Below are 24,585 nucleotides of genomic sequence, written 5' to 3' on the forward strand. Positions count from 1 at the left end.
CTCTTTCGGTCATTCCAGGGGCTGCAGCTTGATGCGGAAGTCGTCCCGGTCGATGTCAAAGTTGGGGTTCAGGCAGGGGTCCCCGGCGGCCAGTTCGGCCTTCCAGCGGGTCTGGAACCGGGTGACCTCCGAGACGAAACGGGCCCGCTTTTCGGGGCTTTCGTCCAGGCCGCGGCTCTTGCTCTCGTAGTGGTACAGCATGGCGAAGGGGGTGAACAGGTTCTGATACCCTGCCTTGTGGACCCGCACGCAGAAATCTACGTCGTTGAAGGCCACCGCAAAGCTTTCGTCCAGGCCGCCCACCTCCTCGTAGAGGGCGCGGCGGATCATCAGGCAGGCCCCTGTGACCCCGTAGACATCGTGGGCGTAGATCAGCCGGCCCATGTAGCCGGGATTGGCCACCGGGAAGTTCTTGTGCATATGGGCTGCCAGCGTCAGGTAGCCGAAGCCCAGGCCCGCATGCTGGATGGTGTCGTCGGGGTAGAGGAGCTTGGCGCCCACGCAGCCGATCCGCTCCTGCTGGGCAAACATGACCATCTCCTCCAGCCAGCGGGGGGTGATGACCTCGGTGTCGTTGTTGAGCAGCAGCAGGTATTCGCCCTGGGCGAACCTGGCCCCGAAATTGTTCAGGGCGCTGTAATTGAAGCCGGTGCCCTCCCAGCGCACCACCCGGAAGCTGTCGGGATGCTGGCGCTCCAGCCGCTCGTAGGTGCGGAAGGTCTCCTCCTCCTTCGAGTTGTTCTCGATGACGATGATCTCAAAGTGGGGATAGGTGGTCTTGGCGTAGATGGAATCCACGCAGGTGCGCAAGTCCTTGGCGTGGTCGCAGCTGGGGATCAGGATGCTGACCAGGCCGGGGCGCTGGATGGTGTAGTCGGTTTTATAAAAGCCCGGTGTATCGGGGATCATGGATACCTCGTCCACCGCCACGCCCAGACGGGCATAGTGGGCATAGAGGGCTTTGATGGCGGCCTCGATGCAGTAGGTCTTGGCCTCGATGCCGCTGGCCACGCTGGTGGGGCTGGAGCGCCAGTAATACAGCACATGGGGGATGTGGACGATCTTCTGTGCCTGCTCGGTCAGCCGCAGGTAGAGGTCGTAGTCCTGGCTGCCGTTGTATTCGCCCCGCTCACCCCCGCCTGCGGCCTGCAGCAAAGCGGCCTGGAAGACGGACAGGTGGCAGATATAGTTGTTGGCCCGCAGGTTATCCAGCATGAAGTCGGGCTTGAGATGATAGAGGGTGGTATTCTCCACCTTGCCCTCGAAGGTCACCTCGTCGGTGTAGACGAAATCGGCCCCCTCCTGGACGATGGCCTGGGCTGCATACCACAAAGCGCAGGGATGCAGGATATCGTCGTGGTCCAGCAGGGCGATGTACTCGCCCCTGGCCAAAGCAAAGCCTGCGTTGGTGTTGCCCGCGATGCCGTCGTTTTTGGCCAGCTTCTGGTAGCGGATGCGGCTGTCCTGGGCCATGCGGGCGGCCACAGCCTGCCCCACCTTTTCGTCCTGGCCTGCATCCACCAGGCACAGCTCCCAGTTGCGGTAGGTCTGGTTGACCACCGAATCCAGCAGCTCGGTCAGGAAGGGCAGGGGGGTGTTGTACAGGGGCACCACAATGCTGATCAGGGGGCCCTGGGGCTGGGTTTTGGACTGGCGGACCAGCAGTTCCACCGGGGCCAGCCGTGCGGCCCGGAAGGTCTGACCGGGGAAGTTCTCCTCGTAATAGCGGCGGTCCTGGCGGCGCTGGCGCAGGCCGGCCAGGCCATCCTGACGCAGCTGGGCCAGCAGCACGAACAGGGGGAAGCTGTGCCACAAAGCGCGCCCCTTGCTGATGAGGTAGCGGACAGGCCAGGTCAGCTTCCAGCAGTGGGAGCCGGTGACGCTGCTCAGCGCGCCTTCCAGCTGCTGCTCGTGCTGGTGGGCGGCGCTCAGTTCGCTGCGCTGGTGCTCGGTCAGCTTCTGGTAGTCCCGGCAGCTCTGTTCGGCCCGGTCGAGACGGAGCCGCAGGACCTCCATGGCTTCTTCATAGCCCTGGGCAAGGCCGGCAGCGTCCTCACTGCCGGGGCGGTAGAGGGCCGCCCCCGACAACAAGCCCCAGCTCTTCCAGCTGAAATCCCGCTGCAGGCCGCCCTGGGCCAGAGCAGGCGCCCAGGCAGGCAGGGCAGAAGGCTCCTCGGGCTCCGCCGCCAAAAAAAGTACCCGGCTGCCCGGCAAAGCGGGCGGCACAGGGACATCAGACCCCTGCACCACCACCAGGTCATAGCTTTGGGGCCAGCTGTCCGGCAGGGCAGGACCCTTGCCCTCTGCCAGGCCCCAGGCCTCCACCTGCAAAGCCTGCAGCGCGGCGGCCAGGCCCTGGTCGCCCAGCACCAGCACCCGCTGGGGGTTGAACTCGGGCTGGATCAGACGGGCCAGTTGGCGCTGCCTGCGCTGCTGTTCCTGCTTTGTCAAATCTGCTGCACTCTGCATCTTGTCGCTCTCCATCCTATCCGGCCGGGCATACGCCGGCCTGTATCATCAATTATATTAGTATAGCAGATTTTTCCCTGTTTGAGAAGCATTTGAACAAATCAGACTGTCAAAAAAGTCCCGTCCAGCTGACATGTGCGGATGGACGGGACACATACAGGGAAATTTGGCGCTGAGAGTGTGCGAGCCGCTTTGCGGCGAGTGCGCGGTTCAGCGCCAAATTTTGTCCCCAGGGACTGCGAAGCTGAGGCGCGTCCTGCGGACGAAACAGCCGAAGCGGAGCAGGGGCTGCGGTCTGCTTTTCGCAAGCGCCCGCCGTGGCGCGCCGCGAAAACAGGGCACCGCAACCACCAGGGGGAAGGAATTTCTGTCCCGCGACTGCGGGCAGAAATGGGTTCCCCCTGGAGCGTGTCGTTTTTCGACACGCTGAAAATTCTTGCCTTGCAGGTGGGATGGTGGTATACTTTGGGCAGGACAGCGGTGTCCATACGGGACACGCTGTCTTTTTATTATGATTGGGAAGGGAAGTACAGGATATGAAAAAACCGGTCATTGGACTTGTGCCGTTGGTGGATGTGGAGCGGGACAGCTATTGGATGATGCCCCCTTATTTCGATGCGCTGGAGCAGGCAGGAGCCCTGCCTCTGATGCTGCCCCTGACCGGGGACCCGGACGATCTGGCGCAGCTGACAGCGCTGTGCGACGGCGTTTTGTTCACCGGAGGGCCGGATGTGGCGCCCGCCTTCTATGGAGAGGAGAAGCTGCCCGCCTGCGGACTGGTGGTGCCCCGCCGGGATGAGATGGAGCTGCGGCTGTTCCGGACCGCACTGGAGGCAGGCAAGCCGATATTTGGGATCTGCCGGGGCATCCAGCTGATCAATGTGGCGCTGGGAGGCTCCCTCTGGCAGGACCTGGCCAGCCAAAAACAGATGGACGCCGCCGCCCACGAACAGAAGCCCCCCTACGACCGGCCCTGCCACCGGGTATCCATTGTGCCCGGCAGCCCGCTGGCCGCATTGCTGGGAAAAGAGGAGACGGAGGTCACCAGCCGCCATCATCAGGCGGTCAAGGCGCTGGCCCCCGGGCTGGAAGCCATGGCTTACTCGGAGGAGGGCCTGGTGGAAGCGGTGTGGATGCCCGGTCGGCCTTTCGTGTGGGCGGTGCAGTGGCACCCGGAAAACAGCTACCAGGTCAGCGAGGACAGCCGCAGGCTGTTCGCCGCCTTTGTGGACAGCTGCAAAAAAGAGAACGGAACGACGGTTTGACGAAAAACCCCGCACTGTGCTGGGCACAGTGCGGGGTCTATATTTCTTACAGGGTGAACTGGATGGCGCAGTAGCCGGCATAGAGGGCCAGCAGGGCCACACCCTGCCAGCGGTACAGCTTGCCTTTGAGCAGGGGCGGAACGACCAGCAGCACCATCACCAGGAACATCACGGGCAGGTCCAGTACCAGCGAGGCGTTGTGCCCGGCGATGACTGCGTTCTCAGGGATGCCGAAGGGGGCCAGCGTCACCGAGACGCCGCTCACCAGCACCAGATTGAACAGGTTTGCGCCGATGACATTGCCCAGCGAAAGGGCGCTGTGCCCTTTGACCAGAGAAGTAATGGCGGTGGCCAGTTCGGGCAGGGAAGTGCCCAGCGCCACCACTGTCAGGGCGATGACCGATTCGGGCACGCCCAGGGCGGCGGCGATCAGGATGCCGTTGTCCACCATCAGGTTGGCGCCCAGGGCGATCAGGCCCGCTTCCAGAGCCAGCTTGAGGATCTCCAGCCCCAGGCTGCCCGCAGGGGCTTGGTCCTGCTCCTGGGCGTCGGGCTGAGGCGTCTTGCGGGCGGCAGCCACCTGGGCTGCCGTATAGGCCAGAAAGACGCCCAGAAGGATGACGCCCACCACCCGGCTGAAGGAGCCGGTGGTATAGGCTATCGCCGCATAGAACACGGCGGCCCCGAAGAAGAAGAAAACAGGCAGCCGCAGGGCGGCGGCATCCGCCTTGCCGGGGCGGAATACGATGGTGATGGCGGCCACCAGAGCCGCATTGCAGATGACGGAACCGATGGCGTTGCCGTAGGCGATCTCGCCGTGGCCGCCCAGGGCCGAGGAGGCCGAGATCATCACTTCGGGCAGGGTGGTGCCGATGGACACCACCGTGGCCCCGATGAGCAGATCGGGCAGATGGAACCGCCGGGCGATGCCCACGGCCCCGTCTACAAACCAATCCCCGCCCTTGACCAGGCACACCAGCCCCACGCAGAACAACAGGATAGGAACCAGCATAGGTTTTTCCTCCTAGCACATGATATGGTTGGGTCAGAAATCTGCCGGGATACCGGCGTTCTCGGGCTTTTTGGCGCTGGGGTAGATCTGGCTCATCCGCTCGTCGGGGAAGTGTTCATCCAAAAAGACGTCCAGAGCGTTGGCAGGGGGGATGTCGTTGGAACGGGCGTCGCTGCGGATCAGGGCCAGGCCCGACACCACCATATTCACCAGCATGAACAGCCCCACCAGGGCGGTCAGCCAGCGGCCCGCGTGTCTGCGCACCCAGTTGATGCCGCGCAGCACATAGGGAAAGCACAGCTTGACCCATGCCACCGCTGCAAAACCCCAGAAAAAGCAGTACAGCAGGTTGATGCGTCCCCCCAGGTTGAAGGGGATGTGGCTGTAATCCCAAAAGATCACGCCAAAGACCAGTTCGCCCAGGGCGCTGCAAATGTACTCGTAGGCGCCGCCCATGACGGTACCCAGTACAAACAGTTCGCTGGAGGTGCGGGGGCTGCCGTCCTTTTTGCGGGGCAGCAGCAGGGATACCACCACCAGGGCGGTGCCCCACACCACGCTGAAGGGCCCCCACACCAGACTGGAACGGCTCATCCAGACGTGTATGGTCAGGTAGCAGAAGATGGTCTCCACCAGATCGCCCACCAGTGAGCCGATGGTGAACAGCCAGATCACTTCTGCCAGCCCCAGACCCTGTTCGGCGCGGGCCGAGCGCTGGGCAGCCTGAGGATAGGCGCCCTCGATGCGGCGCTCCATCCAGTTGCTGATGCGGTCGTAGAGGGTGCGGGACTGGCTTTCCAGCTGGAGATTCAGCCGGGCCAGCCGGGTGGGCTGATGGGCCATGATGGCGGCGCTGCCCAGCTGGTCCAGTACGGCCAGGATGCCCAGCACCCAGGCCAGAATGGTGATCAGCAGGTCGGGCAGCAGATGGAAGACCCACACCAGAATGTCGTTGCCCCACAGCAGGACAAGACAGCCCAGCACGCCCCACAGCAGCGAGTAGGGCAGACAGACATAGCCGTCGATGTTGAACTTGTGGTTGGAATAATCCCACCAGGTGCGGTGGTGCAGCCGCTCCAGGAGTTTGGCCGCCAGCCATTCCACCAGGGTGGAGATCAGGGCGCAGCCCAAAAACAGGTATCCCAGAGAGGAGCGCAGATCCGCAAGGCCGATGGTCATGACCACGGCGGCAAAACCGTAGACATAACAGAAGGGGCCTGCGGCAAAGCCCCGCTTGACAAAGCCCCGGCCCCGTGCCGCCGCTACCACCGTTTCGGCCACCCAGCCCAGGAACGAGTAGACCATATACAGCAAAACCAGGTCATACCATGAGTATTCCATGACGTCCTCCTTTGGTTTTTACAGCATACCCCGCATACAGATGCGAACACGCCAAAAAGTATGATTTATCCTAGCAGATTTTGCCTGCAAATACAAGGCCGTTTGGATACGATCTGTGTAAATAAAGTGTAAACAGTGCAAAAGGGGCGGCCGCCGGGCTCACCCCTCTTTTTTGAAGTCCCGCAGGCCCGGCAGGGCCAGCAGGAACGACACGGCCAGGATAGCCCTGTCGGTGGCAGAGACCGACGGCATCCACCGGTCCATCACCCCAAGCCCGGCGGCGGTCACCAGGGTGTCCAGGATGAGATAGAGGATGCAGCCTTCCAGCCGGTTCAGCTTACCCATCTGGTACAGGGCCTTGGGCAGGGAGCTGAACAGATTCCCCAGCACAAAGGACAGCAGGGAAGCGAGTATAAAATAGAGCACCAGGCTGCCGACGGAATCGTAGGTGAAGCCGAACAGTTTCATGACGCCCCCGGCCACCAGCGCAACGGCCGACAGCAGCGCCAGGATGAGCCCGACTCCCAGAAGGACGGACAGTAGATCGTCGAATTTTTTCATGGAGTCCCTTCTTTACAGGCGCTTCTGCGCCGGTTTCCTCCTGCAACTCCCGCCGGGCCGTATCATCGATCGACTCTCCGGCCTCTCTGTGCCCGCCGGGAAATTCTTAGGTATCGCGTTCCTTATGCTTACAGAGTACCCATTTGCCCTCAGATTCAGCCAGGGATAACAGCGAATTTCAGCAGCTGGTCGTCCGTATCCTCATAAAATCTGACTTTCATAGGAATTTTCTCTCTTTCACTTCTTGGAGGATGCGCTTTACTTTTTCCACCAACTGCGGCGCTGGCCTGTCGATACCACGTCGCTGAACAGGCAGCGCACTTTGGGCGAAAGCTGGGTGTCCCGGTGGTAGCAGCCGAACAGCCAGTGGTCGTAGTCCAGCTCCTGGACCAGCTTGTCAAAAAAGGCGTGCAGCTGGTTGTTTTCCCCGGCGGGCAGGATGGTGAAATCCAAAAACCTGCTTGGGGCGTCGTGGGTCAGCACATACTCTACTTTGAAGTTGTGGGCCGCCGCATTGGCCTGGCAGAAGGCGTATTCCTCCTCCGAGGGCATTTCCCGGGCCCACCAGTTGACCCCCGGCTCCCGTTCCTCCTTGTCGGTGCTCTCGCCGCCCCCAAAGCAGAGGTAGCTCTGGCCCTCCAGCTCCAGGATGCTGCCCCGGCAGACGTGGTAGACGTTGCCTGCGATGGGCTGCACCTTGCCGCCGAACCGCTCCTGGATGGGGTAGGCGTCCAGCAGATCGTAGTTTTCGTGGGTGCCGTCCAAAAACAGGATGGTATAGGGGCGCTTGGCCAGCCAGTCCAGCTTCTTTTTCTCCTCTTTGCTGCCGTCCCACAAAAAGCCGAAGTCCCCCAGCACCAGCAGGATATCGTTTTTGCCCAGGCGGCGCAGCTCCTTGCCCTTGAACCGCTCCAGCTCCCCGTGGGTGTCCCCTGTGATATAGATCATGCGCGTCTCCCTCCGGTTTGTGAAAGTGATGTGCGAAACCCTTGTCACCCACCCGCAAACCTGCTATTATAAGTAAAGGCCGGCCTTTTCTTCCGGCCTTGTTTGACTTGATCCGCAGCCGCTGCGGTCTGATAGATCGAATCCGTTCTTTTATTGTATCGCGTTCTGAGGGAATTGTCCACATGAAACGACTCTTTATGCTCTTTTTGGCCCTGACGCTGCTGGTATGCTGTCTGGCTGCCCCGGCGGGGGCCATGTTCGACCCAAGTCCTGTCTATGAGGTCAAGGCTTCCAGTGCCTACATCGTCAACACCGACACCAACATCATCCTGTACGAAAAGGACAGCACCGCCCAGGTGCCCGCCGGCGGCCTGACCAAGCTGATGTGCGCGGCCCTGGTGCTGACCAACTACGGCGATGAGCTGGATACCCGCACCTTCCAGATGCCCTTTGCCATCTCGGACTATGTCTACGGCACCGACAACGCGGATATGCGTTCGGGGGAGACCTTCACCCTGCGGGAAGCCCTTTACGCCATGCTGCTGCGCAACGCCAACGATGCGGCCATGGGCATGGCCTACCAGCTGTCGGGCAACGACCTGGCCGGCTGGGTCAGCCAGATGAACAGCCTGTCCCAGCAGATCGGCACCACCAACAGCACCTGGACCGACGCCTGCGGCCTGGACAGCGGCAACGTCACCACCGCGGTGGATATGTATTTGATCCTGCGGTATCTGATGGGCTTTGACGCCTTTGTGGAGATCGCAGGGACGGCCACCTTCCAGATGCCCGCCAAGGAAAAGCACACCAAGCCCTTTGTGCTCACCAGCCAGAATGTGGCCCTGAACCAGTCCAGCGGAGGAAAGTTTTACCGCTCGGCCATGAAGGGAGGGATGTGCGACGTGCTGGGTTACCAAAAGGACACCGGCACCCAGAGCTATGTCTCCTGGGCCTCCCAGGACGGCGAGACCTATATCTTCTGCGTGATGGGCAGCCCGGATACGGCAGACACCTACGGCTATTCCACCCGTCGTCCCGCCCTGTATGAGACAACGCAGCTGATCGACTGGGTGTACAGCGGCTTCTCGGTGCAGGCGGCCCTGGACCCCGACCAGGCCCTGGCCGAGATCCCGGTGAAGTATTCCTCTGAGACCGACACCCTGCTGCTCTATCCCGACGACCAGATGATGACCATTCTGCCCTCCTCCTCGGACAGCTCGGTGACCCAGAAGTTCTTCCATCTGCCCGAATCGGCCGCCGCCCCCATCAAGCAGGGGGACGTGATCGGCAAGGTGGAGATCCGCCTGGCAGGGGAGACCATCGGCGTGGTCAACCTGGTGGCCGGCCAGGATGTCAACCGCAACCCTGTCCTGTTCGCGGTGGCCCAGTTCCAGGCCTTTCTGGGCAGCCTCTACCTCAAGGTGGTGCTGGCCCTGTCGGCCATAGCCCTGGCCCTCTACGGGGTGTGGTGGATCCAGAATGCCATCCGCACCCAGCGCAGCTGGGGCAGCAGCCACATCAAACGCCGCTGACCGTTCCAAGAAAGCCCCGTCAGACAGCCTGTACTGTCCGGCGGGGCTTTCCTTGTTTGCTTCGTTTATTTCAGATCCAGCTTGGGCGGTACGTCCAGTTCGTCCGGCGCATATTTGCCGTTTTTCTTGCGCTGGCGCACGCACTCGGTCAGCAGATATTCGATCTGTCCGTTCACCGACCGGAAGTCGTCCTCGGCCCAGGCGGCTATGGCGTCGTACAGCTTCGCGGACAGGCGCAGCGGAACCTGCTTTTTAGGCTCGGCCATCAGTACAGGCTGCCCGAATTGACCACAGGCTGGGCGTCATGGTTGCCGCACAGCACCACCAGCAGATTCGATACCATTGCCGCCTTCCGCTCGTCGTCCAGCTCCACTACGTTGTTCTCACTCAGACGCTCCAGGGCCATTTCCACCATGCCCACGGCGCCGTCCACGATCATCTTGCGGGCGTCGATGATGGCCGACGCCTGCTGCCGCTGCAGCATCACCGCAGCGATCTCAGGGGCATAGGCCAGGTAGGTGATCCGGGCGTCCACGATCTCCAGTCCGGCGTCCTCCACCTTTTCCTGGATCTCGGCGCGGATCCGCTGGGCCACCACCTCGCTGGAACCCCGCAGGCTGCCGTCGTCGGGCTTGCCGTCGCCGGTGGTATCGATGCCGGGGGCTACGTCATAGGGATAGATGCGGACCACGTTCCGCAACGCGCTGTCGCACTGCAGGGACAGGTATTCCTTATAGTTGTCCACATTGAAAACGGCCTTGGCGGTGTCTTTGACCCGCCAGATCACCGCAATGCCGATCTCCACCGGGTTGCCCAGACAGTCGTTGATCTTTTGGCGGGCGTTGTTGAGGGTCATCCGCTTGAGGGAGATCCGTTTGCCGCTGCCGTCGCCCCCGGCGTTGATCTGCACCTGCGCGCCGTTTTCTCCTTTTAACGATACCCCTGTCCCGATCTGGACGTCGTTGCTCTGGCCCAGACGGGTGCCGGCGGCCGGATTGACCGCGGTGCAGAAGGGGTTGACCCAGTAAAAACCTTCCCCTTTCAGGGTGCCGATGTAATTGCCGAACAGGGTCAGCACCAAAGCTTCCTGGGGCTTGAGGACCTTCAGGCCGCACAGCAGGATCCACCCCAGACAGAGGTATGTGATGGTCACCACCATGACCGCCCCGCCCAGCACCCCGTGCACGTCGGCCATGATATTCGCCACCAGCGCGGCCGCTGCGATGATGTAGCCCAGCAGGACCAGCAGCAGTACAAACATACCGTTCTTTTTGGTTTGCAAGATCGTCTCAGTCATATGCATCAACCTCCCAGTGATTTCCGGACTGTATCTTGTTGATATCAAAATTATATCACATTGCGGGAGAGATGTCAAGCGCGCACCCTCACTTTGCCCGGGTCAGCTCGTCCAGGTTCTGGGTGTAGCAGGGCAGGCAGTGCTGGATGAACCAGTCCGCCTCGGGGCAGTGCATCTGGCGAAGGGCTTCCTGCTGCTGGGCCAGCGCGGCGTCAAATTCATGGTTGCCGCTGCGGGCCTCCTCCATGCATTTGATGAGGGCGGACAGACGGTCGGCGGCCTTGAGCAGGGTGCGTTCGGTGTCGGTGAGCAGGTCCCCGGTGATGTAGGGGCTGATCTCCTCCTCCAGCTCAGGGGGCAGCATGGAGGCCATGGCGGCGGCGCTCTCCCGCTCGATGGCCTTGTAGGCGTCCCGCAAGGTGGCGCTGCGGTATTTTACCGGGGTGGGCATATCCCCGGTGACGATCTCGGGCGCGTCGTGATAGAGGGCCGCCACAGCCACCGTCTTGGGGCGGCAGGGGGTGCCGGTGTACCGCCGGGCGATCAGACAGAGGGTGTGGGCCAGCAGCGCGGTGTCGCAGGTGTGCTCGCTGAGGGACTCGGCCCGGGTGGAGTGCATCAGGCTCCAGCGGGTGATGTATTTCATCCGGGCCAGCAGTGCATTGAACGGATAGACCATCGAAACAACCTCCCAAACCGGCAAAGCCGGCGTTTTCCAGGGCGTATGGACAGAATGAAGCGGCCCTGGGTATGTTCAGATCCACTCTATCAACATACCCGTCTTGGGGCCGGTTGTCAAGGGCGGCCGGCGGGATGGCAAAGTTCGCCCTTTCCATGCGGGGCCGGGCATGGTATACTAGGGTGTATCTGAGAAGGGCGTTTCGCCCGGGCGCCGCGCCTGCGCGGCGAGAATACCAGACCAGCCTATTGGGCGGAGAAAAGAGGATATGATGGATGCAGTGAATCTGTCCCGGCGGCCGCAGCTGCGGCGGAAACGGGATCGCTTTTGGCTGACGGTGGGGCTGTGCGCCCTCACGGCGGCTTTGATCTTTCTGCCGTTCCAGATCATCGACGGCGGTTTTTTCCATTATGCCGGAGATTTCAACGGCCAGCAGATCGGCTTTTACCGGTATATGAACGGCTTTGTGAAGGGGATGGGCTATCCCGACGGACTGACCTCGGTCAACGGCCACAGCCTGCCCTCCAATACCTTCTCGTGGGCCACCGACCTGGGCAGCGGCGTCATGAACGCCTATTCGTTCTATCTGTACGGGTCGCCCTTTTTCTGGCTGTCCACCCTGTTTCCCCAGAGCTGGCTGCCCTATCTGATGTGCCCGCTGCTGGTGTTCAAGTTTGCCGTGGCGGGGGGCGGCGCCTACCTGTATATGCGCCGCTATGTGAAAAACCTGGACTATGCCGTCCTGGCGGCCTGCCTGTACACCTTTTCGGGGTTTGGCATCTACAACATCTTTTTCAACCACTTCATTGACGTGGTGGCCCTGTTCCCCTGGATGCTGTGGGCCCTGGACGAGTGCATCTACAACGGCCGGCGGGGCCTGTTCGCTTTCTTTGTGGCGCTCAACCTGCTCAACAACTATTTCTTTTTTGTGGGGCAGGTGGTGTTCCTCATCATCTACTTTGTCTGCAAACTGACCACCGGGGAGATCAAACTGACCCGGGGCCTGTTTGGCACCCTGGCTTTTGAAAGCCTGCTGGGAGTGGCCATGGGCTGCTTGCTGGTATGGCCGGCCTTTTTGTCCTTGCTGCAAAATCCGCGCACCACGGACATTTCCTCCGGGTGGGGCTTTTTGACCTACTCTGCGGTGCAGCAATACCTGGCCATCCTGGTCAGCTGGATCCTGCCCCCGGATTCCCCCTATATCGTCTCGATCTGGTCGGAGGGCACCATCAAGTGGACCAGCATGACCGCCTATCTGCCCCTGTGCAGTCTGGCGGGCGTAGTGGCCTACTGGCGGGCCCGGCGGGGGGACAGCCGCAAGCGGATCGTAGCGGTGTGCGCTGTCTTTGCCCTGGTGCCGGTCCTGAACAGCGCCTTTTATGCCTTCAATGCCAGCTACTATGCCCGGTGGTACTATATGCCCCTGCTGATTATGGCGGCCATGACCGTCAACGCCTGGGAGGACCCCGACACCGACCTGGAGCGCCCCACCGGAGCGATCGCCTGGGCCATGCTCGCCACCCTGGCGTTTGCCCTGGTGCCAGTGAGCGAAGGGGAGGACGGCTGGAGCCTGGGCGTGATGGAGAACCCAGAGCAATACCTGGCTGTGCTGGCTTTTGGACTTGGCGGGCTGATCCTGTACCAATGGCTGGCCCGGGGCCGGGCAGAGCAAAAGCAGTTCTGCCGCCGGATGCTGGCGGCGGTGCTGGCCTTCAGCTGCGTGTTTGGCATTGTGCACATCGGTATCGGCAAGTTTGGCCAGTGGAACTACGACAGTGACCTGGTGGAGCAGTACCAGGACTCCATCGCCCTGCAGGAAGCCTTCCCGGAAGGGGACTGGCGGGTGGACACCTACAACGCCCACGACAATCTGGGACTGTGGATGGACAAGAGCTGCCTGCAATTCTTTGACAGCACGGTAGCCCCCAGCATCCTCAGCTTTTATTCTTCCCTGGGCTTTGTGCGGGATGTGCGCAGCAATCCCGACGCCTCCTATTACGCCCTGCGGGGGCTGCTCAGCGTGCGGTTCACCATCATGCCCGAGGATGAGCGGCAGAACTTTGAGTCCGCGGTGGGCTCCGGATGGACCTACTACGACAGTGTAGGCGGGTTTGCCCTTTATGAGAACGACAACTATCTGCCTATGGGCTTTACCTATGAGTATTACGTCCCCGAGGACACAGTGGAGAGTATGTTCACCGGGGACGCCTGCGCTCTGCTGGTGCGGGCTCTGGGCCTGTCCGAGGAGGATATCGCGGCCTACGGCCAGTACCTGACCCCGTTGCCCGAGGAGATGCAGCAGGAGTTTACCTATGAGCAGTACGTCCAGGATCTGGCTCTCCGGCGCCAGAGCGCCTGCAGCAGCTTCCGGATGACCAACAACGGATTTGGCGCGGAGATCCAGCTGGAACGGCCCAACCTGGTCTTTTTCTCGGTGCCCTATGACGACGGCTTCACCGCCTATGTCAACGGGCAGGAGACCGAGATCCTGCGGGTGGACAACGGTCTGATGGCGGTGCTGTGCCCCGAAGGACAGAGCACCATCGACTTCGTCTATGTCCCGGCGGGCCTGTCCCTGAGCCGGACGGTCACCCTGGCCGCCCTGGTCGTATGGGCGGCGTATACCGGCTTCTTTGTCTGGCGCCGTCGCAGCCGGTAAGGCTGTGCCGCGGGACACAACAAAATAGAACGGCCGCTCCGAGCTCTGCGCCCGGGGCGGCCGTTTTAGCGTTAGGATGGGTCGGCTGCCCGGGCGGCGCCCAGGCGGGCCAGGCCGTATGCCAGGGCCAGTCCGGCCGGTGCGCTGACAAAAGCGGCCAGATAGAAGCCGTCGTATCCCAGCCAGGGGACCAGCAGCACGCAGGCGGTCAGGTCGATGAGGGTGGAGCCGATGTTGGATGCCAGATACAGCCCCATCCGCTGGCGGCCCCGCAGGCTGGCCTCCTGCAAATGGCGCATGGCGGTAAAGGCAAAGACCAGCGCCTGGCGGCTGAGCAGCAGGGCGCCATAGCGGATGGCGCCGCCGTCGGCAGTGAACAGCCGCAGCAGGGGCCCGGCAAACAGCACGCACCCTGCCGTCACCAGCAGGGCATAGGCCAGCAGGATGCTTCTGGCCTGGCGCGCCCCCTCCCGGACGCGGTCGGGCTGCCGGGCGGCGGTGTTCTGGGCCACGAAAAACACCAGAGCCTGCACCAGACCGGCCACCGGCATCAGCAGCAGGCTGTGCAGCTTGCTGGCGCAGGAAAAGCCTGCAATGGCCGTTACCCCGATGCCGCCCAGCAGCCCCTGCTTGACCATGCTGCTGACCGGGGCGCTGGCCTGCTGCACGGCGTTGGGGGCCGACAGACGAAAGACGTCCCAGACATACTGCCGCTTGAGTTCGGACAGGCGGAAAGGCCCGGTCAAGAGGCCGCGGCGCAGGTAACCCAGCATGAACAGGCAGCCCGCCGCCTGGGAAACGGAGGTGGCTGCGGCAGCTCCTGCCACCCCGAAAGGTCCCACCAAAGCCAGGTCCAGCACGACGTTGAGAAGTGAGGTGGCCAGGACCGCCAGCAGGGGGGTGCGGGAATCGCCGCAGGCCATGGCCAGCTGCTTGGACAGGTCGTACACCATTAGGAAGGGCAGGCCGATCAGGTAAAAACGGGCATAGGCCATGGCCTGAGGCTGGATCTCGGCAGGGGTCTGGATCAGGCGCAGCAGTCCGCCCATCCCGGCAAGGCCCGCCGCCGTCAAAGCCAGACTGAGGGCAGCGTCGATGAACAGCAGGTTGTAGATCAGGGCCGACCGTTCCTGCGGGGTGGCGGTGGGACGCCGGGAGGCCAGCAGCAGCCCGCCTCCAAGCTCCATCCCTCCCGACACGAACAGAAAGGCCAGCAGCACCGTGGAGGCGTTGGACACGGCCGCCAGGGCTCCGGCGTCCAGGCACAGGCCAATGATCATGGTATCCACCACCGTATAGAGCTGGGTGGCCACCATGCTGAGGATGACAGGCCCCGCAAAGCGCAGCAGCGCCGGACGCACCGGCCCCGCCAGCAGGGCGTTTTGGGTTTGGGATGGGGGTTGACGCATCTTGGTTCACCTTCCAGTTGCAAAGCGCAGTGTTTTTTGGTATCCTGTCTCTATCATAAAGTATCCAGCAGCTGGATAGTCAAGGGGGATTTTGCGTTGGAAATGCAGTATCTGACCACGGCAGCCTTTGCCAAACTGGCGGGGGTGAACAAAAAGACCCTGCACTACTATGACGAGATCGGCCTGTTTCGTCCGGCCAGGGTGAACGAAAAAGGCTATCGGTTTTACTCGCCCGTACAGCTGGACCGGCTGGCCCTCATCGTGACCCTGAAAGATCTGGGGGTGCCCCTGAAGGAGATCGGGGCATATCTCTGCTGCGGGGACCTGGCCCAGGTGGACGAGATCCTGGCCCGCCAGAGTCGGGAGCTGGACCGCCGCATTGCCCTGCTGGCCCGGCGCAGGGAGATGCTGGAGGCCCTGCGGCGCCAGAACCGGGCCTTCCTGGACGGGTGCGGCAAGGGTCCGCAGCGTCTGCTGCGGGAGCCGGAGCGGATCGCCGTCCTGATGGGGCGGGAGGAGATGGAGCGCAGCCATGTGGTCATCGTCAACTACCTCACCGACGGCCCGGGCACCGGACTGTGCGTGGAAGGGGAGGACCGCTTCCTCTACCAGAAACAGGCGGACGGGCCGATCCTGGTGCCCGGCGGGGCCTATTTGTGTCTGTACGAAATGGCCCGGGGCCACCATCCCTGGGACTGGCTGGCCAGCCGCCGCGAGCAGCTGCAAAGCTATGCCGGGACCCGCGGCTGGCGGCTGGATGGGCGTGCATTCGTTGAATTCGGAGAGCTTGCGGTGGGGGATACCAGTGAGGACGGCGCCGAACCGCGCTGCATCCGAATGCGCATTCTTGAAGAAAATTGAATGCACGATGCAGAAAGGTGAAAATTTGTATCTTGACTTTACAGCGTTAAAGTGTATAATGCAATCAAACCGATGAGGCGAAAGAGACTCTGTACCGCATACCTCCAGAGAGCCCGGCGCGATGGAAACGGGCGGTGTGCCGCAGCAGTTATGGGTCGCCGAGGGCCGGGCGAACGGGGGTTCCTCAGTAGCTTAGGACGGGTGTCTCCCGTTACAGGGCAGGGAAGTGTTGGCTTCCCGTGAGAGGCTCTGCAGAGAAGCAGGGCAAACAAGGTGGCACCGCAGAATCGAATTTCCGATCCTGTCCTTGTGGTAAAACACAGGGACGGGTCGTTTGATTGTATGGCCCGTTCCGCAAAGCAAGGCGGGGCGGGCCTTTTCTTCTGCCCCGCCCGCAAGAAAGGGGTTATACCATGAAACGTACCATGAACAGCTCGCGCATGATCTCCCGCCGCAATTTCCTGCAGGCAGCCGCCCTTTCCGCAGCGGCCCTTTCGGCCATGGCCCTGACCGGCTGCGGCTCCTCCGGTTCCGGCACCGCTTCCTCGGCGGCCGCCGGCAGCGGCGCAGCCTCGGGAGGCGCCACCTACAAAGTGGGCATCGTCAACTATGTGGACGACGCATCCCTGAACCAGATCGTGGCCTCGGTGGAGGCTCGCCTGGACGAGGTGGGGGCCGAGCGCGGCGTCACCTTCAACTACGCAGACTATTATTCCAACGCCCAGGCCGACCAGTCCAACCTGAACCAGATCGGCGCCGACCTGGTGGCCGACGATGTGGATGTGATCGTGGCGGTGGCCACCCCCTCCGCATCCACCATGCTGGCCGCTGTGGAGGATACCGATATCCCGGTCATTTACTCGGCGGTCACCGATCCGGTGGGTGCAGGCTTTGACACCCTGACCAATATGACCGGCACATCCGACGCTTTGAACACCGAGGCCATCATGAACATGATCCTGGCGGTCAACCCCGGCATCACCGAGATCGGCCTGCTGTACGATCTGGGCCAGGATTCCTCCACCCAGGCCATCGCGGATGCCAAGGCGTTCTGCGACGAGAACGGCATCTCCTATGTGGAGAAGAACGGCACCACCACCGCCGAGGTGCAGATGGCGGTGGAAGCCCTGGCCGCCAGCGGAGTCAAGGTGGTGTTCACCCCCACCGACAATACCATCATGACCGCCGAGCTGGCCATCTACGAGACGATGATCGAGTCGGGCATCCAGCACTTCACCGGGGCGGACAGCTTTGCGCTGAACGGCGCCTTCATCGGCTACGGCGTGGACTATGTCCAGCTGGGCGCGGCCACCGCCGACATGGTGGTGGAGCTGCTGTGCGACGGCAAGACCATCGCCGATATGCCCTACCGCACCTTCGACAATGGCATCGCCACCATCAACACCGAGACCTGCGCGGCCCTGGGTCTGGATCTGGAGACGGTGAAGGCCGCCATCCAGCCCTACTGCACCAGCGTCGAGGAGATCACCACCGCCGAGGAATTCGAATAACGGGCCGGGGCGCCGCCCTGCCGCCCAGTGACAAATAGGAGTTATGGTTTATGCTGGCTAGTATCTTTTCCATCAATGTGTTGCAGACCGCGCTGGAGCTCGGGTGTATCTACGGGCTGGTGGCGCTGGCCCTGTTCCTCAGCTACTCGGTGCTGAACATCGCAGACCTGTCCACCGACGGATGCTTCACCCTGGGGTGTGCGGTGTGCTGCCAGGTGGCGGTGGCCGGGCACCCGGTGCTGGCCCTCTTTGCGGCCATGGCAGCGGGGGTCGCTTCCGGTTTTATCACCGCCTTTTTGCAGACCAGGCTGGGGGTGGAGAGCATCATGGCCGGCATCATCGTCAACACCGGCTTGTACACCATCAACCTGGCGGCCATGGGCTTTTCGTCCAATATGAGCCTGGTCAAGGTGGACACCGTCTTTTCCCTCTCCAAGGACGCCCTGGCCTTTGCGGGCGGCTGGTATCAGCTGGTGGTGGCGGCCGTCATCATCCTGGCGGCCTGCGGGCTGATGGTGTGGTTCCTCGGCACCCGGCTGGGCCTGTCCATCCGGGCCACCGGCGACAACGCCGCCATGGTGCGGGCTTCCAGCATCAACCCGGCGTTCACCATCATGGTGGGGCTGTGCATCTCGGGCAGCCTGACCGCCCTGTCGGGCGGGCTGCTGGCCCAGTATCAGAAAAGCTGTGACATCAATGTGGGCACCGGCATGGTGACCATCGCCCTGGCCTCCCTGATCATCGGCGAGACGCTGCTGGGCAAGCGGACCATGGTGCTGCGGGTGCTGGGCGTGGTGTTCGGCAGCTGCCTGTACCGCTTCATCGTGGCGGTGGCCCTGCGGTTCGATGTGCCTGCCGCCGCCATGAAACTGGTGTCGGCCATCATTGTGGCCGTGGCCATCTCGATGCCCGCGATCCGTCAGAAGATCGCCTTTGAAAAGCGCAAACAGGAGGCCCGGATGCGTCACGCCCAGGTCCACGGCAAAAAGGAGGCAGTCTGATGCTGATGCTGGAAATGAAGGGGGTCCGCAAGACCTTCAACCCGGGCACCGTCAACGAGAAGGTGGCCCTGGCCGGGGTGGACCTGGCTCTGCAAGAGGGGGACTTCGCCACCATCGTCGGCTCCAACGGGGCGGGCAAATCCACCCTGTTCAACGCCATCACCGGCGGCTTTATTGCCGACGAAGGCTGCATCGTGCTGGGAGGCGAGGATATCACCTTCACCCCGGAATACCGCCGCAGCCGGGTGATCGGCCACCTGTTCCAGGACCCCCTCAAGGGCACCGCCCCCAACATGACCATCGAGGAAAATCTGGCCCTGGCCTATCTGCGGGCGGGCACAGCCCAGCGGGCCTACTTCTCCCGTATTTCCCGCAAGGACAAGGACTTTTTCCGTGAACGCCTGGCCCTGCTGGATATGGGCCTGGAGGACCGGATGAAGCAGCCGGTGGGGCTGTTGTCGGGCGGCCAGCGCCAGGCGCTGACCCTGCTGATGGCCACCCTGGTCACCCCCAAGCTGCTGCTGCTGGACGAGCACACCGCCGCTTTGGACCCTGCCACCGCCGACAAAGTGCTGGACCTGACCCGGCACATCGTGGCGGAGCAGCACATCACCTGCCTGATGGTCACCCACAATATGCACCAGGCCCTGGAACTGGGCAACCGCACCCTGATGATGAACGGGGGGCGCATCGTCTTTGACGTCCAGGGAGAGGAGCGGAGCAAGATGACGGTAGACGACCTGCTGGAGCGCTTCCGCCAGTCGGCCGGCGAGGAGCTGGACAACGACCGCATCCTGCTCAGCAAGGTGGAAAAACCGTAAAGGGACCTTATATCCAAACCAAAAACCGCCGTCGGCCTTTCATAGCCGGCGGCGGTTTTAGCGTGTCGAAAAACGACGTTACTTCACATACTCGATGGTATACTCGAAGCCATACTCCTCCTGGAGCTTCTTGACGGCGGGTTCGCAGTCCTCGATGAAGGTGGGGGAGTAGACCGAAGCGCCGTTGTGGGCTTTCTTGTAGTCCTCCACGATCTGAGTCAGCTTGTTCCAGCCCTCGCTGGCCTTGGCCTGATCCACGCTCTCGGGGAAATTGATGATAAATTCGCGATGCTGCGGAATACGAGCTTTCATAAAAACATTCTCCTTTTTTCTGACAATCTGAATCCTATCAGCAGCCCATGGGGGCTGCGGGTCAGCGGTTATGGTTCCAGATGGAAGACCCGGCGGGCGTTGGCGGCGGTCTGGGCAAAGACGGTTTCCGGGTCCAGCCCCTTGCGCTGGGCGATGTACTCGCCCACATAGGCGATCAGGGAACTGTCGCACCGGGTGCCCCGCACCGGCTCAGGGGCCATGTAAGGGCAGTCGGTCTCCAGCAGGATGGACTCCAGGGGGAGTGCATCGATGACCTTGGCGGCCCGCTTGGCCCCCTTGAAGGTGGCCGCGCCCCCAAACCCGATCAGGATACCCTGCCGGGCCAGCCAGACCGCATCCTCGGCACTGCCCGAATAGCAGTGCAGGATACCCTTGGGCTTGTACTTTTTCAAAAGGGCGTAGACGTCGGCGTGGGCCTCCCGGTCATGGACCACGATGGGCTTATCCAGCTCGAGGGCCAGACGGATCTCCGCCTCAAACAGGGCCTGCTGGGCCTCTTTGGGGACGGGCCAGTGATAGTCCAGGCCGCATTCTCCCACGGCCACCACCTTGGGATCGTCGTAGAAGGGGGCCAGGGCTTTCATCTCGGCGGCCCAGTCGCCGCCATACACCGAAATGGTGGGGGCGGGGGGCGCCGAGCCGCACTTGTCGGCGGGCAGCAGGCTTTCAGGGTGGATGCCAATGGCTGCCCAGACCCAGGGATAAGCATGGGCCAGAGCGAGGCAGCGAGGGGCGTCCCCCGAATGGGTGGCCTGTTCACAGACCCCCACCACTCCTTTGGCGGGAAGGTTATCCAGCACGGCCTCCCGGTCGGCGTTGAAGGCCCCCGAGGAATAGTGGGCGTGGGTGTCAAAAATAGGCCCCTGGGAAGGGTAGATGCTCATGCGCGGACCTCCTTGCCTCTGCGGTTGACCAGCCAGATGCCCACACACACCAGCGCCAGCGCGGCCAGGTACTGCCACTCAAAAAGGGGCTCTCCGTTCAGCAGGGCGGACAACAGGACGTTGACCACCGGGTTGACCAGCCCGAACACGCTGATCCGGCTGACGGGGTTGTTCTTCATCAGCAGGGCCCACAGCACATACCCGGCCCCCGATACGAAGGCCAGATACAGCAGCACCGGGATGCCCATGGGGCTCTGGGGCGCCAGGGAACCGCCCATGGCCAGCCCCAGGACCAGCAGCGCCAGGCCGCCCAGACCCAGGTTGATGCAGCAGACCATGAAGCTGTCCGCCTTGCGGGTGACCGATTTGTTCCACGGCCCGGAAATGGTAAAGATGACGGTGGCGGCCATCATGCAGAAGATGCCCCAGCCGCTGCCGCTGCCATGGTTGCCGATGGTGGCCACCAGCACCCCGCCGAACCCGACGGCGCAGCCCAGGGCCTTGGCGGGGGTCATCCGGTCGGAGCGGTAGAGGAAATGGGCCAGAATGACACCCAGGAAACTCTGGGTGCTGTTCAGGATGCCGCCGAACGCGCCGGTGAGCAGAGCAACGGCCGCGTAATAAAAAGCGTACTGGGTGGTGGTCTGCCACAGGCCCAGAGCGCAGCACTCGGCCAGCACTTTGCCCCGGGGCACAGCGGGCAGCCGCCCTTCCAGCAGGAGGCTGGCCAGCAGCACCAGCAGGCCCCCCAGCATGAACCGAACCCCTGCAAAGCAGAGGATGGAGGCGGTGTCGGCGGCGTCGATGGCGAACAGCCTGTACCCCAGCTTGATGAAGGGGAAGGCCGAGCCCCACAGGCAGTTGCAGATGACTGCAAAGGCCACTGCAAAGGCGGGCGTCCCGAACAGGGCGTCCAGCCGGGCCGTGCGCGGGGCGGGGTTGCTTGGATGCGGCACGGGTCTAGCCTCCCTTTCTCAGTGGATGCGGCTGCCGGCGGGGACGCTGTCGGGGTAGAATGCGATGGCGCAGCCGCCGTCGGCGGTGTCCGCTGCCACGATCATGCCCTCGCTGGTGTACTTGCCCTTCATCATGGGACGGGGGGCCAGGTTGGCCACGATGCCCACCTTTTTGCCGATCAGGTCCTCGGGCTTGTACCACTTGGCGATGCCGGAGAGGATGCACCGCTCCCGCTCACCGTCGAACACAGTGAGGTGCAGCAGCTTTTTGCTCTCCTTCAGGTTCTCGCAGGCACGCACCTCAGCGACCCGCATCTCCACTTTGCAGAAATCGTCAAAGTCGATCTCGGCCTCATGCTCGATCGCGGCGGCAGGCTGCTGGGGCTGTGCCTCGGCAGCCTCCTTGGCTTTCTGGGCGGCCAGAGCTTCGGCCCTGCGCTTTTCGTCCTCCGCCTTCAGGTGGGCGATCTCCTTGGCCACATCGATGCGGGGGAACAGGGGATCGCCCTTGTGGACGGTGTAGCTGTCCTGCTTGCCGTAGGCGGCCAGTTCCAGCTGGAGGCTGCCGGCATCCAGGCCCAGCTGCTCCATCATCTTGGGCGCAGTGGTGGGCAGGTAAGCGTTCAGCAGGATGGCGCAGACCCGCAGCGCCTCGCACAGATGGTAGAGCACGCAGGCCAGGCGGTCCTTGTTGGCCTCATCCTTGGCCAGAGCCCAGGGTGCGGTCTCGTCGATATACTTGTTGGCCCGCTGCACCACCGCAAAGATCTCGGTCAGGGCCTGGGGGATGGTCAGGTTATCCATATCCTCGGCCACCTTGGCGGGCAGGGCGGACAGCATCTGCTCCAGCTCGGCGTCGATGGCCTCGGTGCCGTCGGCTTTGGACACCGTGCCGCCGAAGTACTTTTCGCACATGGCCACTGTGCGGCTGAGCAGGTTGCCCAGGTCGTTGGCCAGGTCGCTGTTGATGCGGTTGATCAGGGCTTCGTTGGTGAACATACCGTCGTTGCCAAAGGGGATCTCACGCAGCAGGAAGTAGCGGATGGCGTCCACGCCGTAGCGGTCGCAGAGGATGACGGGATCCACCACGTTGCCCACCGATTTGGACATCTTGCCGCCGTTCATCAGCAGCCAGCCGTGGCCGAACACACGCTTGGGCAGGGGCAGATCCAGGGCCATCAGCATGGCGGGCCACAGGATGGTGTGGAACCGCAGGATCTCCTTGCCCACCATATGCAGGTCGGCGGGCCAGTATTTGTCGTAGTCGTGGTAGGTGTCGTTGCCGTAGCCCAGGGCGGTGATATAGTTGCTCAGGGCGTCCACCCAGACATACATGGTGTGCTTGGGGTCAAAGGGGACAGGGATGCCCCACTTGACCGAGGTGCGGGACACGCAGGTATCCTGCAGGCCCTGCTTGATGAAGGCAATCATCTCATTTTTACGGCTCTCGGGCTGGATGAACTGGGGGTTCTCCTCGTACAGCTTGAGCAGCCGGTCGGCGTATTTGCTGGTACGGAAGAAATAGGCCTCCTCATGGGCGTCATAGACCTCGCGGCCGCAGTCGGGGCATTTGCCGTCCACCAGCTGGCTGTCGGTCCAGAAGCTCTCGCAGGGCTTGCAGTAATGGCCCACATACTCGCCCTTGTAGATGTCGCCCTTCTCATACAGGGTGGTGAAGATCTTCTGGCAGGACTGGATGTGGTAGTCGTCGGTGGTGCGAATGAAGCGGTCGTAGCTGACATCCAGCAGCTTCCACAGGTCCTTGACGGTGGCCACGATGCGGTCCACATACTCTTTGGGCTGGACGCCGGCGGCGGCAGCCTTGTCCTCGATCTTCTGGCCGTGCTCGTCGGTGCCGGTCAGGAACATCACGTCGCAGCCCTGCATCCGCTTGAAGCGGGCCAGCGCATCACAGGCCACGGTGGTGTAGCTGTGGCCGATGTGCAGCTTGTCGCTGGGGTAGTAGATGGGGGTGGTGATGTAAAATTTCTTGCGCTCAGACATATTGAAACAAATCCTCCCTTTTCCCGAATGAAGAACTGTAAAGAAAGCAAAAGCTCCCGTCTTTGCCCGGGCATAGGCCCTGCAAGGACGGGAGCAGAATACTTCCGTGGTACCACCTTGGTTTGCCGCCCCTTTGCAGGGCACGGCCTCAAAGCTGCGGCAGGGGAGACCCGCTGCATACAGCCGGACGCGGTAACGGGCGCACCCGGCGCAGGCTTGGGGTGCGATGCCCTTCGCCTGCGCGGCTCCAAGACCATTTTCGGCGCCGCGATGCCTGCCTGCTTTCCACCACCGCAGGCTCTCTGCAAGGATCGTATGGCGCTTACTCTTCTCTTCACAGCCGGTTTGGATATCGTGACTATTATAGAGGAAGCCACCCGGTTTGTCAACCGCCCGGCGAAAGTTTTTGCCGCAAAGCGTCCGGGCCGGCCCGGGAGCCAAACCGGAAAAGGACAGGAGGACCCGGCGGCAAACAAAAAAACCTGGCGGATGAGAGCGGTTGCAAGCCTCTCATCCGCCAGGATGCTTACTTCTTCGGAGTCATTGCCTCATTACCTCGCATTACCTATTTTTCGGTCTTGACCTTGCCTTTCATAAGATTTGGCCTTTCCTTTAGGAAATGGTAGGGTAGTGGTTTGCTGATTTAACTAGTACATTGGTGTCAAGCCTCATCCGAATCGTTGGATTGCGTCTTACGAAGAACCTTCATAGGAAACACATTCTTTCGATTGAATCACTCCAGGGCACAAGCTACCTAAATCATTGGAGTACTCCCTCCGTGTTACTCAAATATCTGCATCCATACAGGGATTTTCATCGGAGATCATCCTTTCTGGCCTGCTCTTTATTTGAATGACCGTTGCGCGGACAAGTTGTGCTCGGAACATCTGCCTCTTGCTTTGGGGATCTTCTGATCTTGGGGAAGTGGTGCTTTGCAGCTCTTTCAGCTTCCGGTACATTGTACTTCGGTCCCGCCGATATTTGAGGAGGTACATCACCATCGCTCAAACCAATGGATCTTTCTTCTGTGTGCAATTTCCAG

At 62.1% G+C, this 24,585-nt stretch carries 20 protein-coding genes and 1 other annotated feature; of the genes, 7 read left to right on the forward strand and 13 right to left on the reverse strand.

Going from position 1 to position 24,585, the window contains the following annotated elements:
• Positions 1-9: 9 nt before the first annotated feature.
• Positions 10-2,469 carry a glycosyltransferase family 2 protein gene (locus B5G12_RS06815; protein WP_087324367.1) on the reverse strand — a complete coding sequence of 820 codons (2,460 nt, stop codon included), beginning with the start codon at positions 2,467-2,469 and terminating at the stop codon, positions 10-12.
• A gap of 536 nt (positions 2,470-3,005) precedes the next feature.
• Here B5G12_RS06815 and B5G12_RS06820 point away from each other — a divergent pair.
• Entirely contained in the window at positions 3,006-3,734 is a 729-nt protein-coding gene (locus B5G12_RS06820; RefSeq protein WP_087324368.1) for a gamma-glutamyl-gamma-aminobutyrate hydrolase family protein, read from the forward strand.
• A gap of 46 nt (positions 3,735-3,780) precedes the next feature.
• Here the strand turns inward: B5G12_RS06820 and B5G12_RS06825 are convergent, their stop codons facing one another.
• The 4 genes from B5G12_RS06825 to B5G12_RS06845 form a co-directional block, all read right to left on the reverse strand.
• The gene (locus tag B5G12_RS06825) at positions 3,781-4,746 is read right to left on the reverse strand and encodes a calcium/sodium antiporter (RefSeq protein ID WP_087324369.1); all 966 of its coding nucleotides are present in this window, start codon (positions 4,744-4,746) and stop codon (positions 3,781-3,783) included.
• 33 nt (positions 4,747-4,779) lie between these two features.
• Positions 4,780-6,087, reverse strand: a complete 1,308-nt coding sequence (locus B5G12_RS06830; protein WP_087230138.1) for a putative ABC transporter permease — start codon at positions 6,085-6,087, stop codon at positions 4,780-4,782.
• Between the two features lie 159 nt (positions 6,088-6,246).
• Positions 6,247-6,648 (reverse strand): YrvL family regulatory protein, encoded by a 402-nt coding sequence (locus B5G12_RS06835; protein WP_087230135.1) that lies wholly within the window; start codon positions 6,646-6,648, stop codon positions 6,247-6,249.
• Between the two features lie 258 nt (positions 6,649-6,906).
• Positions 6,907-7,596 (reverse strand): metallophosphoesterase family protein, encoded by a 690-nt coding sequence (locus B5G12_RS06845; RefSeq protein ID WP_087324370.1) that lies wholly within the window; start codon positions 7,594-7,596, stop codon positions 6,907-6,909.
• A gap of 182 nt (positions 7,597-7,778) precedes the next feature.
• Here B5G12_RS06845 and B5G12_RS06850 point away from each other — a divergent pair, with 182 nt between their 5' ends.
• Entirely contained in the window at positions 7,779-9,128 is a 1,350-nt protein-coding gene (locus B5G12_RS06850) for a D-alanyl-D-alanine carboxypeptidase family protein (protein WP_087324371.1), read from the forward strand.
• 65 nt (positions 9,129-9,193) lie between these two features.
• On the opposite strand, the gene B5G12_RS06855 is transcribed toward B5G12_RS06850, so the two are convergent.
• The 3 genes from B5G12_RS06855 to yfbR all read right to left on the reverse strand — a co-directional run bounded on the left by B5G12_RS06855 (position 9,194) and on the right by yfbR (position 11,104).
• The gene (locus B5G12_RS06855) at positions 9,194-9,394 is read right to left on the reverse strand and encodes a type II toxin-antitoxin system antitoxin (RefSeq protein ID WP_087230123.1); all 201 of its coding nucleotides are present in this window, start codon (positions 9,392-9,394) and stop codon (positions 9,194-9,196) included.
• A complete protein-coding gene (locus tag B5G12_RS06860; protein ID WP_087230121.1) occupies positions 9,394-10,425 on the reverse strand; it encodes an SPFH domain-containing protein in 1,032 nt (343 codons plus the stop codon). Before B5G12_RS06860 ends, B5G12_RS06855 begins: the two co-directional genes overlap by 1 nt.
• Positions 10,426-10,513: 88 nt before the next feature.
• Positions 10,514-11,104, reverse strand: a complete 591-nt coding sequence (gene yfbR, locus B5G12_RS06865; protein ID WP_087230119.1) for a 5'-deoxynucleotidase — start codon at positions 11,102-11,104, stop codon at positions 10,514-10,516.
• Positions 11,105-11,372: 268 nt separating this feature from the next.
• On the opposite strand from yfbR, the gene B5G12_RS06870 reads away from it, so the two are divergent.
• Positions 11,373-13,763, forward strand: coding sequence for a YfhO family protein (locus B5G12_RS06870; RefSeq protein WP_087324372.1), 2,391 nt, complete (start codon positions 11,373-11,375; stop codon positions 13,761-13,763).
• A gap of 71 nt (positions 13,764-13,834) precedes the next feature.
• Here the strand turns inward: B5G12_RS06870 and B5G12_RS06875 are convergent, their stop codons facing one another.
• Positions 13,835-15,172, reverse strand: a complete 1,338-nt coding sequence (locus B5G12_RS06875; RefSeq protein WP_087324373.1) for an MATE family efflux transporter — start codon at positions 15,170-15,172, stop codon at positions 13,835-13,837.
• Between the two features lie 102 nt (positions 15,173-15,274).
• On the opposite strand from B5G12_RS06875, the gene B5G12_RS06880 reads away from it, so the two are divergent.
• The 4 genes from B5G12_RS06880 to B5G12_RS06895 all read left to right on the forward strand — a co-directional run bounded on the left by B5G12_RS06880 (position 15,275) and on the right by B5G12_RS06895 (position 19,366).
• Positions 15,275-16,033 carry a MerR family transcriptional regulator gene (locus B5G12_RS06880; RefSeq protein WP_242955966.1) on the forward strand — a complete coding sequence of 253 codons (759 nt, stop codon included), beginning with the start codon at positions 15,275-15,277 and terminating at the stop codon, positions 16,031-16,033.
• 413 nt (positions 16,034-16,446) lie between these two features.
• On the forward strand, positions 16,447-17,544 hold the full coding sequence (locus B5G12_RS06885) for an ABC transporter substrate-binding protein (protein WP_343286624.1): 1,098 nt from the start codon (positions 16,447-16,449) through the stop codon (positions 17,542-17,544).
• A 50-nt stretch (positions 17,545-17,594) separates the two neighbouring features.
• Positions 17,595-18,545: an ABC transporter permease gene (locus tag B5G12_RS06890; RefSeq protein WP_087324375.1), complete on the forward strand. Its 951-nt coding sequence runs from the start codon at positions 17,595-17,597 to the stop codon at positions 18,543-18,545.
• Between the two features lie 5 nt (positions 18,546-18,550).
• Complete coding sequence (locus tag B5G12_RS06895; RefSeq protein ID WP_164474865.1) at positions 18,551-19,366, forward strand: ATP-binding cassette domain-containing protein; 816 nt, start codon at positions 18,551-18,553, stop codon at positions 19,364-19,366.
• 78 nt (positions 19,367-19,444) lie between these two features.
• Here B5G12_RS06895 and B5G12_RS06900 read toward each other — a convergent pair whose 3' ends face one another.
• The 4 genes from B5G12_RS06900 to metG form a co-directional block, all read right to left on the reverse strand.
• Complete coding sequence (locus B5G12_RS06900) at positions 19,445-19,678, reverse strand: methylenetetrahydrofolate dehydrogenase (RefSeq protein WP_087230101.1); 234 nt, start codon at positions 19,676-19,678, stop codon at positions 19,445-19,447.
• Between the two features lie 68 nt (positions 19,679-19,746).
• Positions 19,747-20,583: a TatD family hydrolase gene (locus B5G12_RS06905; RefSeq protein ID WP_087324376.1), complete on the reverse strand. Its 837-nt coding sequence runs from the start codon at positions 20,581-20,583 to the stop codon at positions 19,747-19,749.
• Positions 20,580-21,539 (reverse strand): DMT family transporter, encoded by a 960-nt coding sequence (locus B5G12_RS06910; RefSeq protein ID WP_087230094.1) that lies wholly within the window; start codon positions 21,537-21,539, stop codon positions 20,580-20,582. The genes B5G12_RS06905 and B5G12_RS06910 overlap by 4 nt, the downstream gene beginning before the upstream one ends.
• Positions 21,540-21,557: 18 nt before the next feature.
• Complete coding sequence (gene metG / locus B5G12_RS06915; protein WP_087324377.1) at positions 21,558-23,543, reverse strand: methionine--tRNA ligase; 1,986 nt, start codon at positions 23,541-23,543, stop codon at positions 21,558-21,560.
• An 80-nt stretch (positions 23,544-23,623) separates the two neighbouring features.
• Positions 23,624-23,890: a binding site (T-box leader), on the reverse strand.
• Between the last annotated feature and the right edge of the window lie 695 nt (positions 23,891-24,585).

This window comes from Faecalibacterium sp. An58 (genome assembly GCF_002161515.1).
In the GTDB taxonomy this organism is placed as follows: Bacteria; Bacillota; Clostridia; order Oscillospirales; family Ruminococcaceae; genus Faecalibacterium; species Faecalibacterium avium.

Bases quoted from the DNA above. Each gene is read 5' to 3' on its own strand.
- B5G12_RS06815 (WP_087324367.1), bottom strand. From the start codon at position 2,469: ATGCAGAGTGCAGCAGATTTGACAAAGCAGGAACAGCAGCGCAGGCAG.
- B5G12_RS06820 (WP_087324368.1), top strand. From the start codon at position 3,006: ATGAAAAAACCGGTCATTGGACTTGTGCCGTTGGTGGATGTGGAGCGG.
- B5G12_RS06825 (WP_087324369.1), bottom strand. From the start codon at position 4,746: ATGCTGGTTCCTATCCTGTTGTTCTGCGTGGGGCTGGTGTGCCTGGTC.
- B5G12_RS06830 (WP_087230138.1), bottom strand. From the start codon at position 6,087: ATGGAATACTCATGGTATGACCTGGTTTTGCTGTATATGGTCTACTCG.
- B5G12_RS06835 (WP_087230135.1), bottom strand. From the start codon at position 6,648: ATGAAAAAATTCGACGATCTACTGTCCGTCCTTCTGGGAGTCGGGCTC.
- B5G12_RS06845 (WP_087324370.1), bottom strand. From the start codon at position 7,596: ATGATCTATATCACAGGGGACACCCACGGGGAGCTGGAGCGGTTCAAG.
- B5G12_RS06850 (WP_087324371.1), top strand. From the start codon at position 7,779: ATGAAACGACTCTTTATGCTCTTTTTGGCCCTGACGCTGCTGGTATGC.
- B5G12_RS06855 (WP_087230123.1), bottom strand. From the start codon at position 9,394: ATGGCCGAGCCTAAAAAGCAGGTTCCGCTGCGCCTGTCCGCGAAGCTG.
- B5G12_RS06860 (WP_087230121.1), bottom strand. From the start codon at position 10,425: ATGACTGAGACGATCTTGCAAACCAAAAAGAACGGTATGTTTGTACTG.
- yfbR (WP_087230119.1), bottom strand. From the start codon at position 11,104: ATGGTCTATCCGTTCAATGCACTGCTGGCCCGGATGAAATACATCACC.
- B5G12_RS06870 (WP_087324372.1), top strand. From the start codon at position 11,373: ATGATGGATGCAGTGAATCTGTCCCGGCGGCCGCAGCTGCGGCGGAAA.
- B5G12_RS06875 (WP_087324373.1), bottom strand. From the start codon at position 15,172: ATGCGTCAACCCCCATCCCAAACCCAAAACGCCCTGCTGGCGGGGCCG.
- B5G12_RS06880 (WP_242955966.1), top strand. From the start codon at position 15,275: ATGCAGTATCTGACCACGGCAGCCTTTGCCAAACTGGCGGGGGTGAAC.
- B5G12_RS06885 (WP_343286624.1), top strand. From the start codon at position 16,447: ATGAAACGTACCATGAACAGCTCGCGCATGATCTCCCGCCGCAATTTC.
- B5G12_RS06890 (WP_087324375.1), top strand. From the start codon at position 17,595: ATGCTGGCTAGTATCTTTTCCATCAATGTGTTGCAGACCGCGCTGGAG.
- B5G12_RS06895 (WP_164474865.1), top strand. From the start codon at position 18,551: ATGCTGGAAATGAAGGGGGTCCGCAAGACCTTCAACCCGGGCACCGTC.
- B5G12_RS06900 (WP_087230101.1), bottom strand. From the start codon at position 19,678: ATGAAAGCTCGTATTCCGCAGCATCGCGAATTTATCATCAATTTCCCC.
- B5G12_RS06905 (WP_087324376.1), bottom strand. From the start codon at position 20,583: ATGAGCATCTACCCTTCCCAGGGGCCTATTTTTGACACCCACGCCCAC.
- metG (WP_087324377.1), bottom strand. From the start codon at position 23,543: ATGTCTGAGCGCAAGAAATTTTACATCACCACCCCCATCTACTACCCC.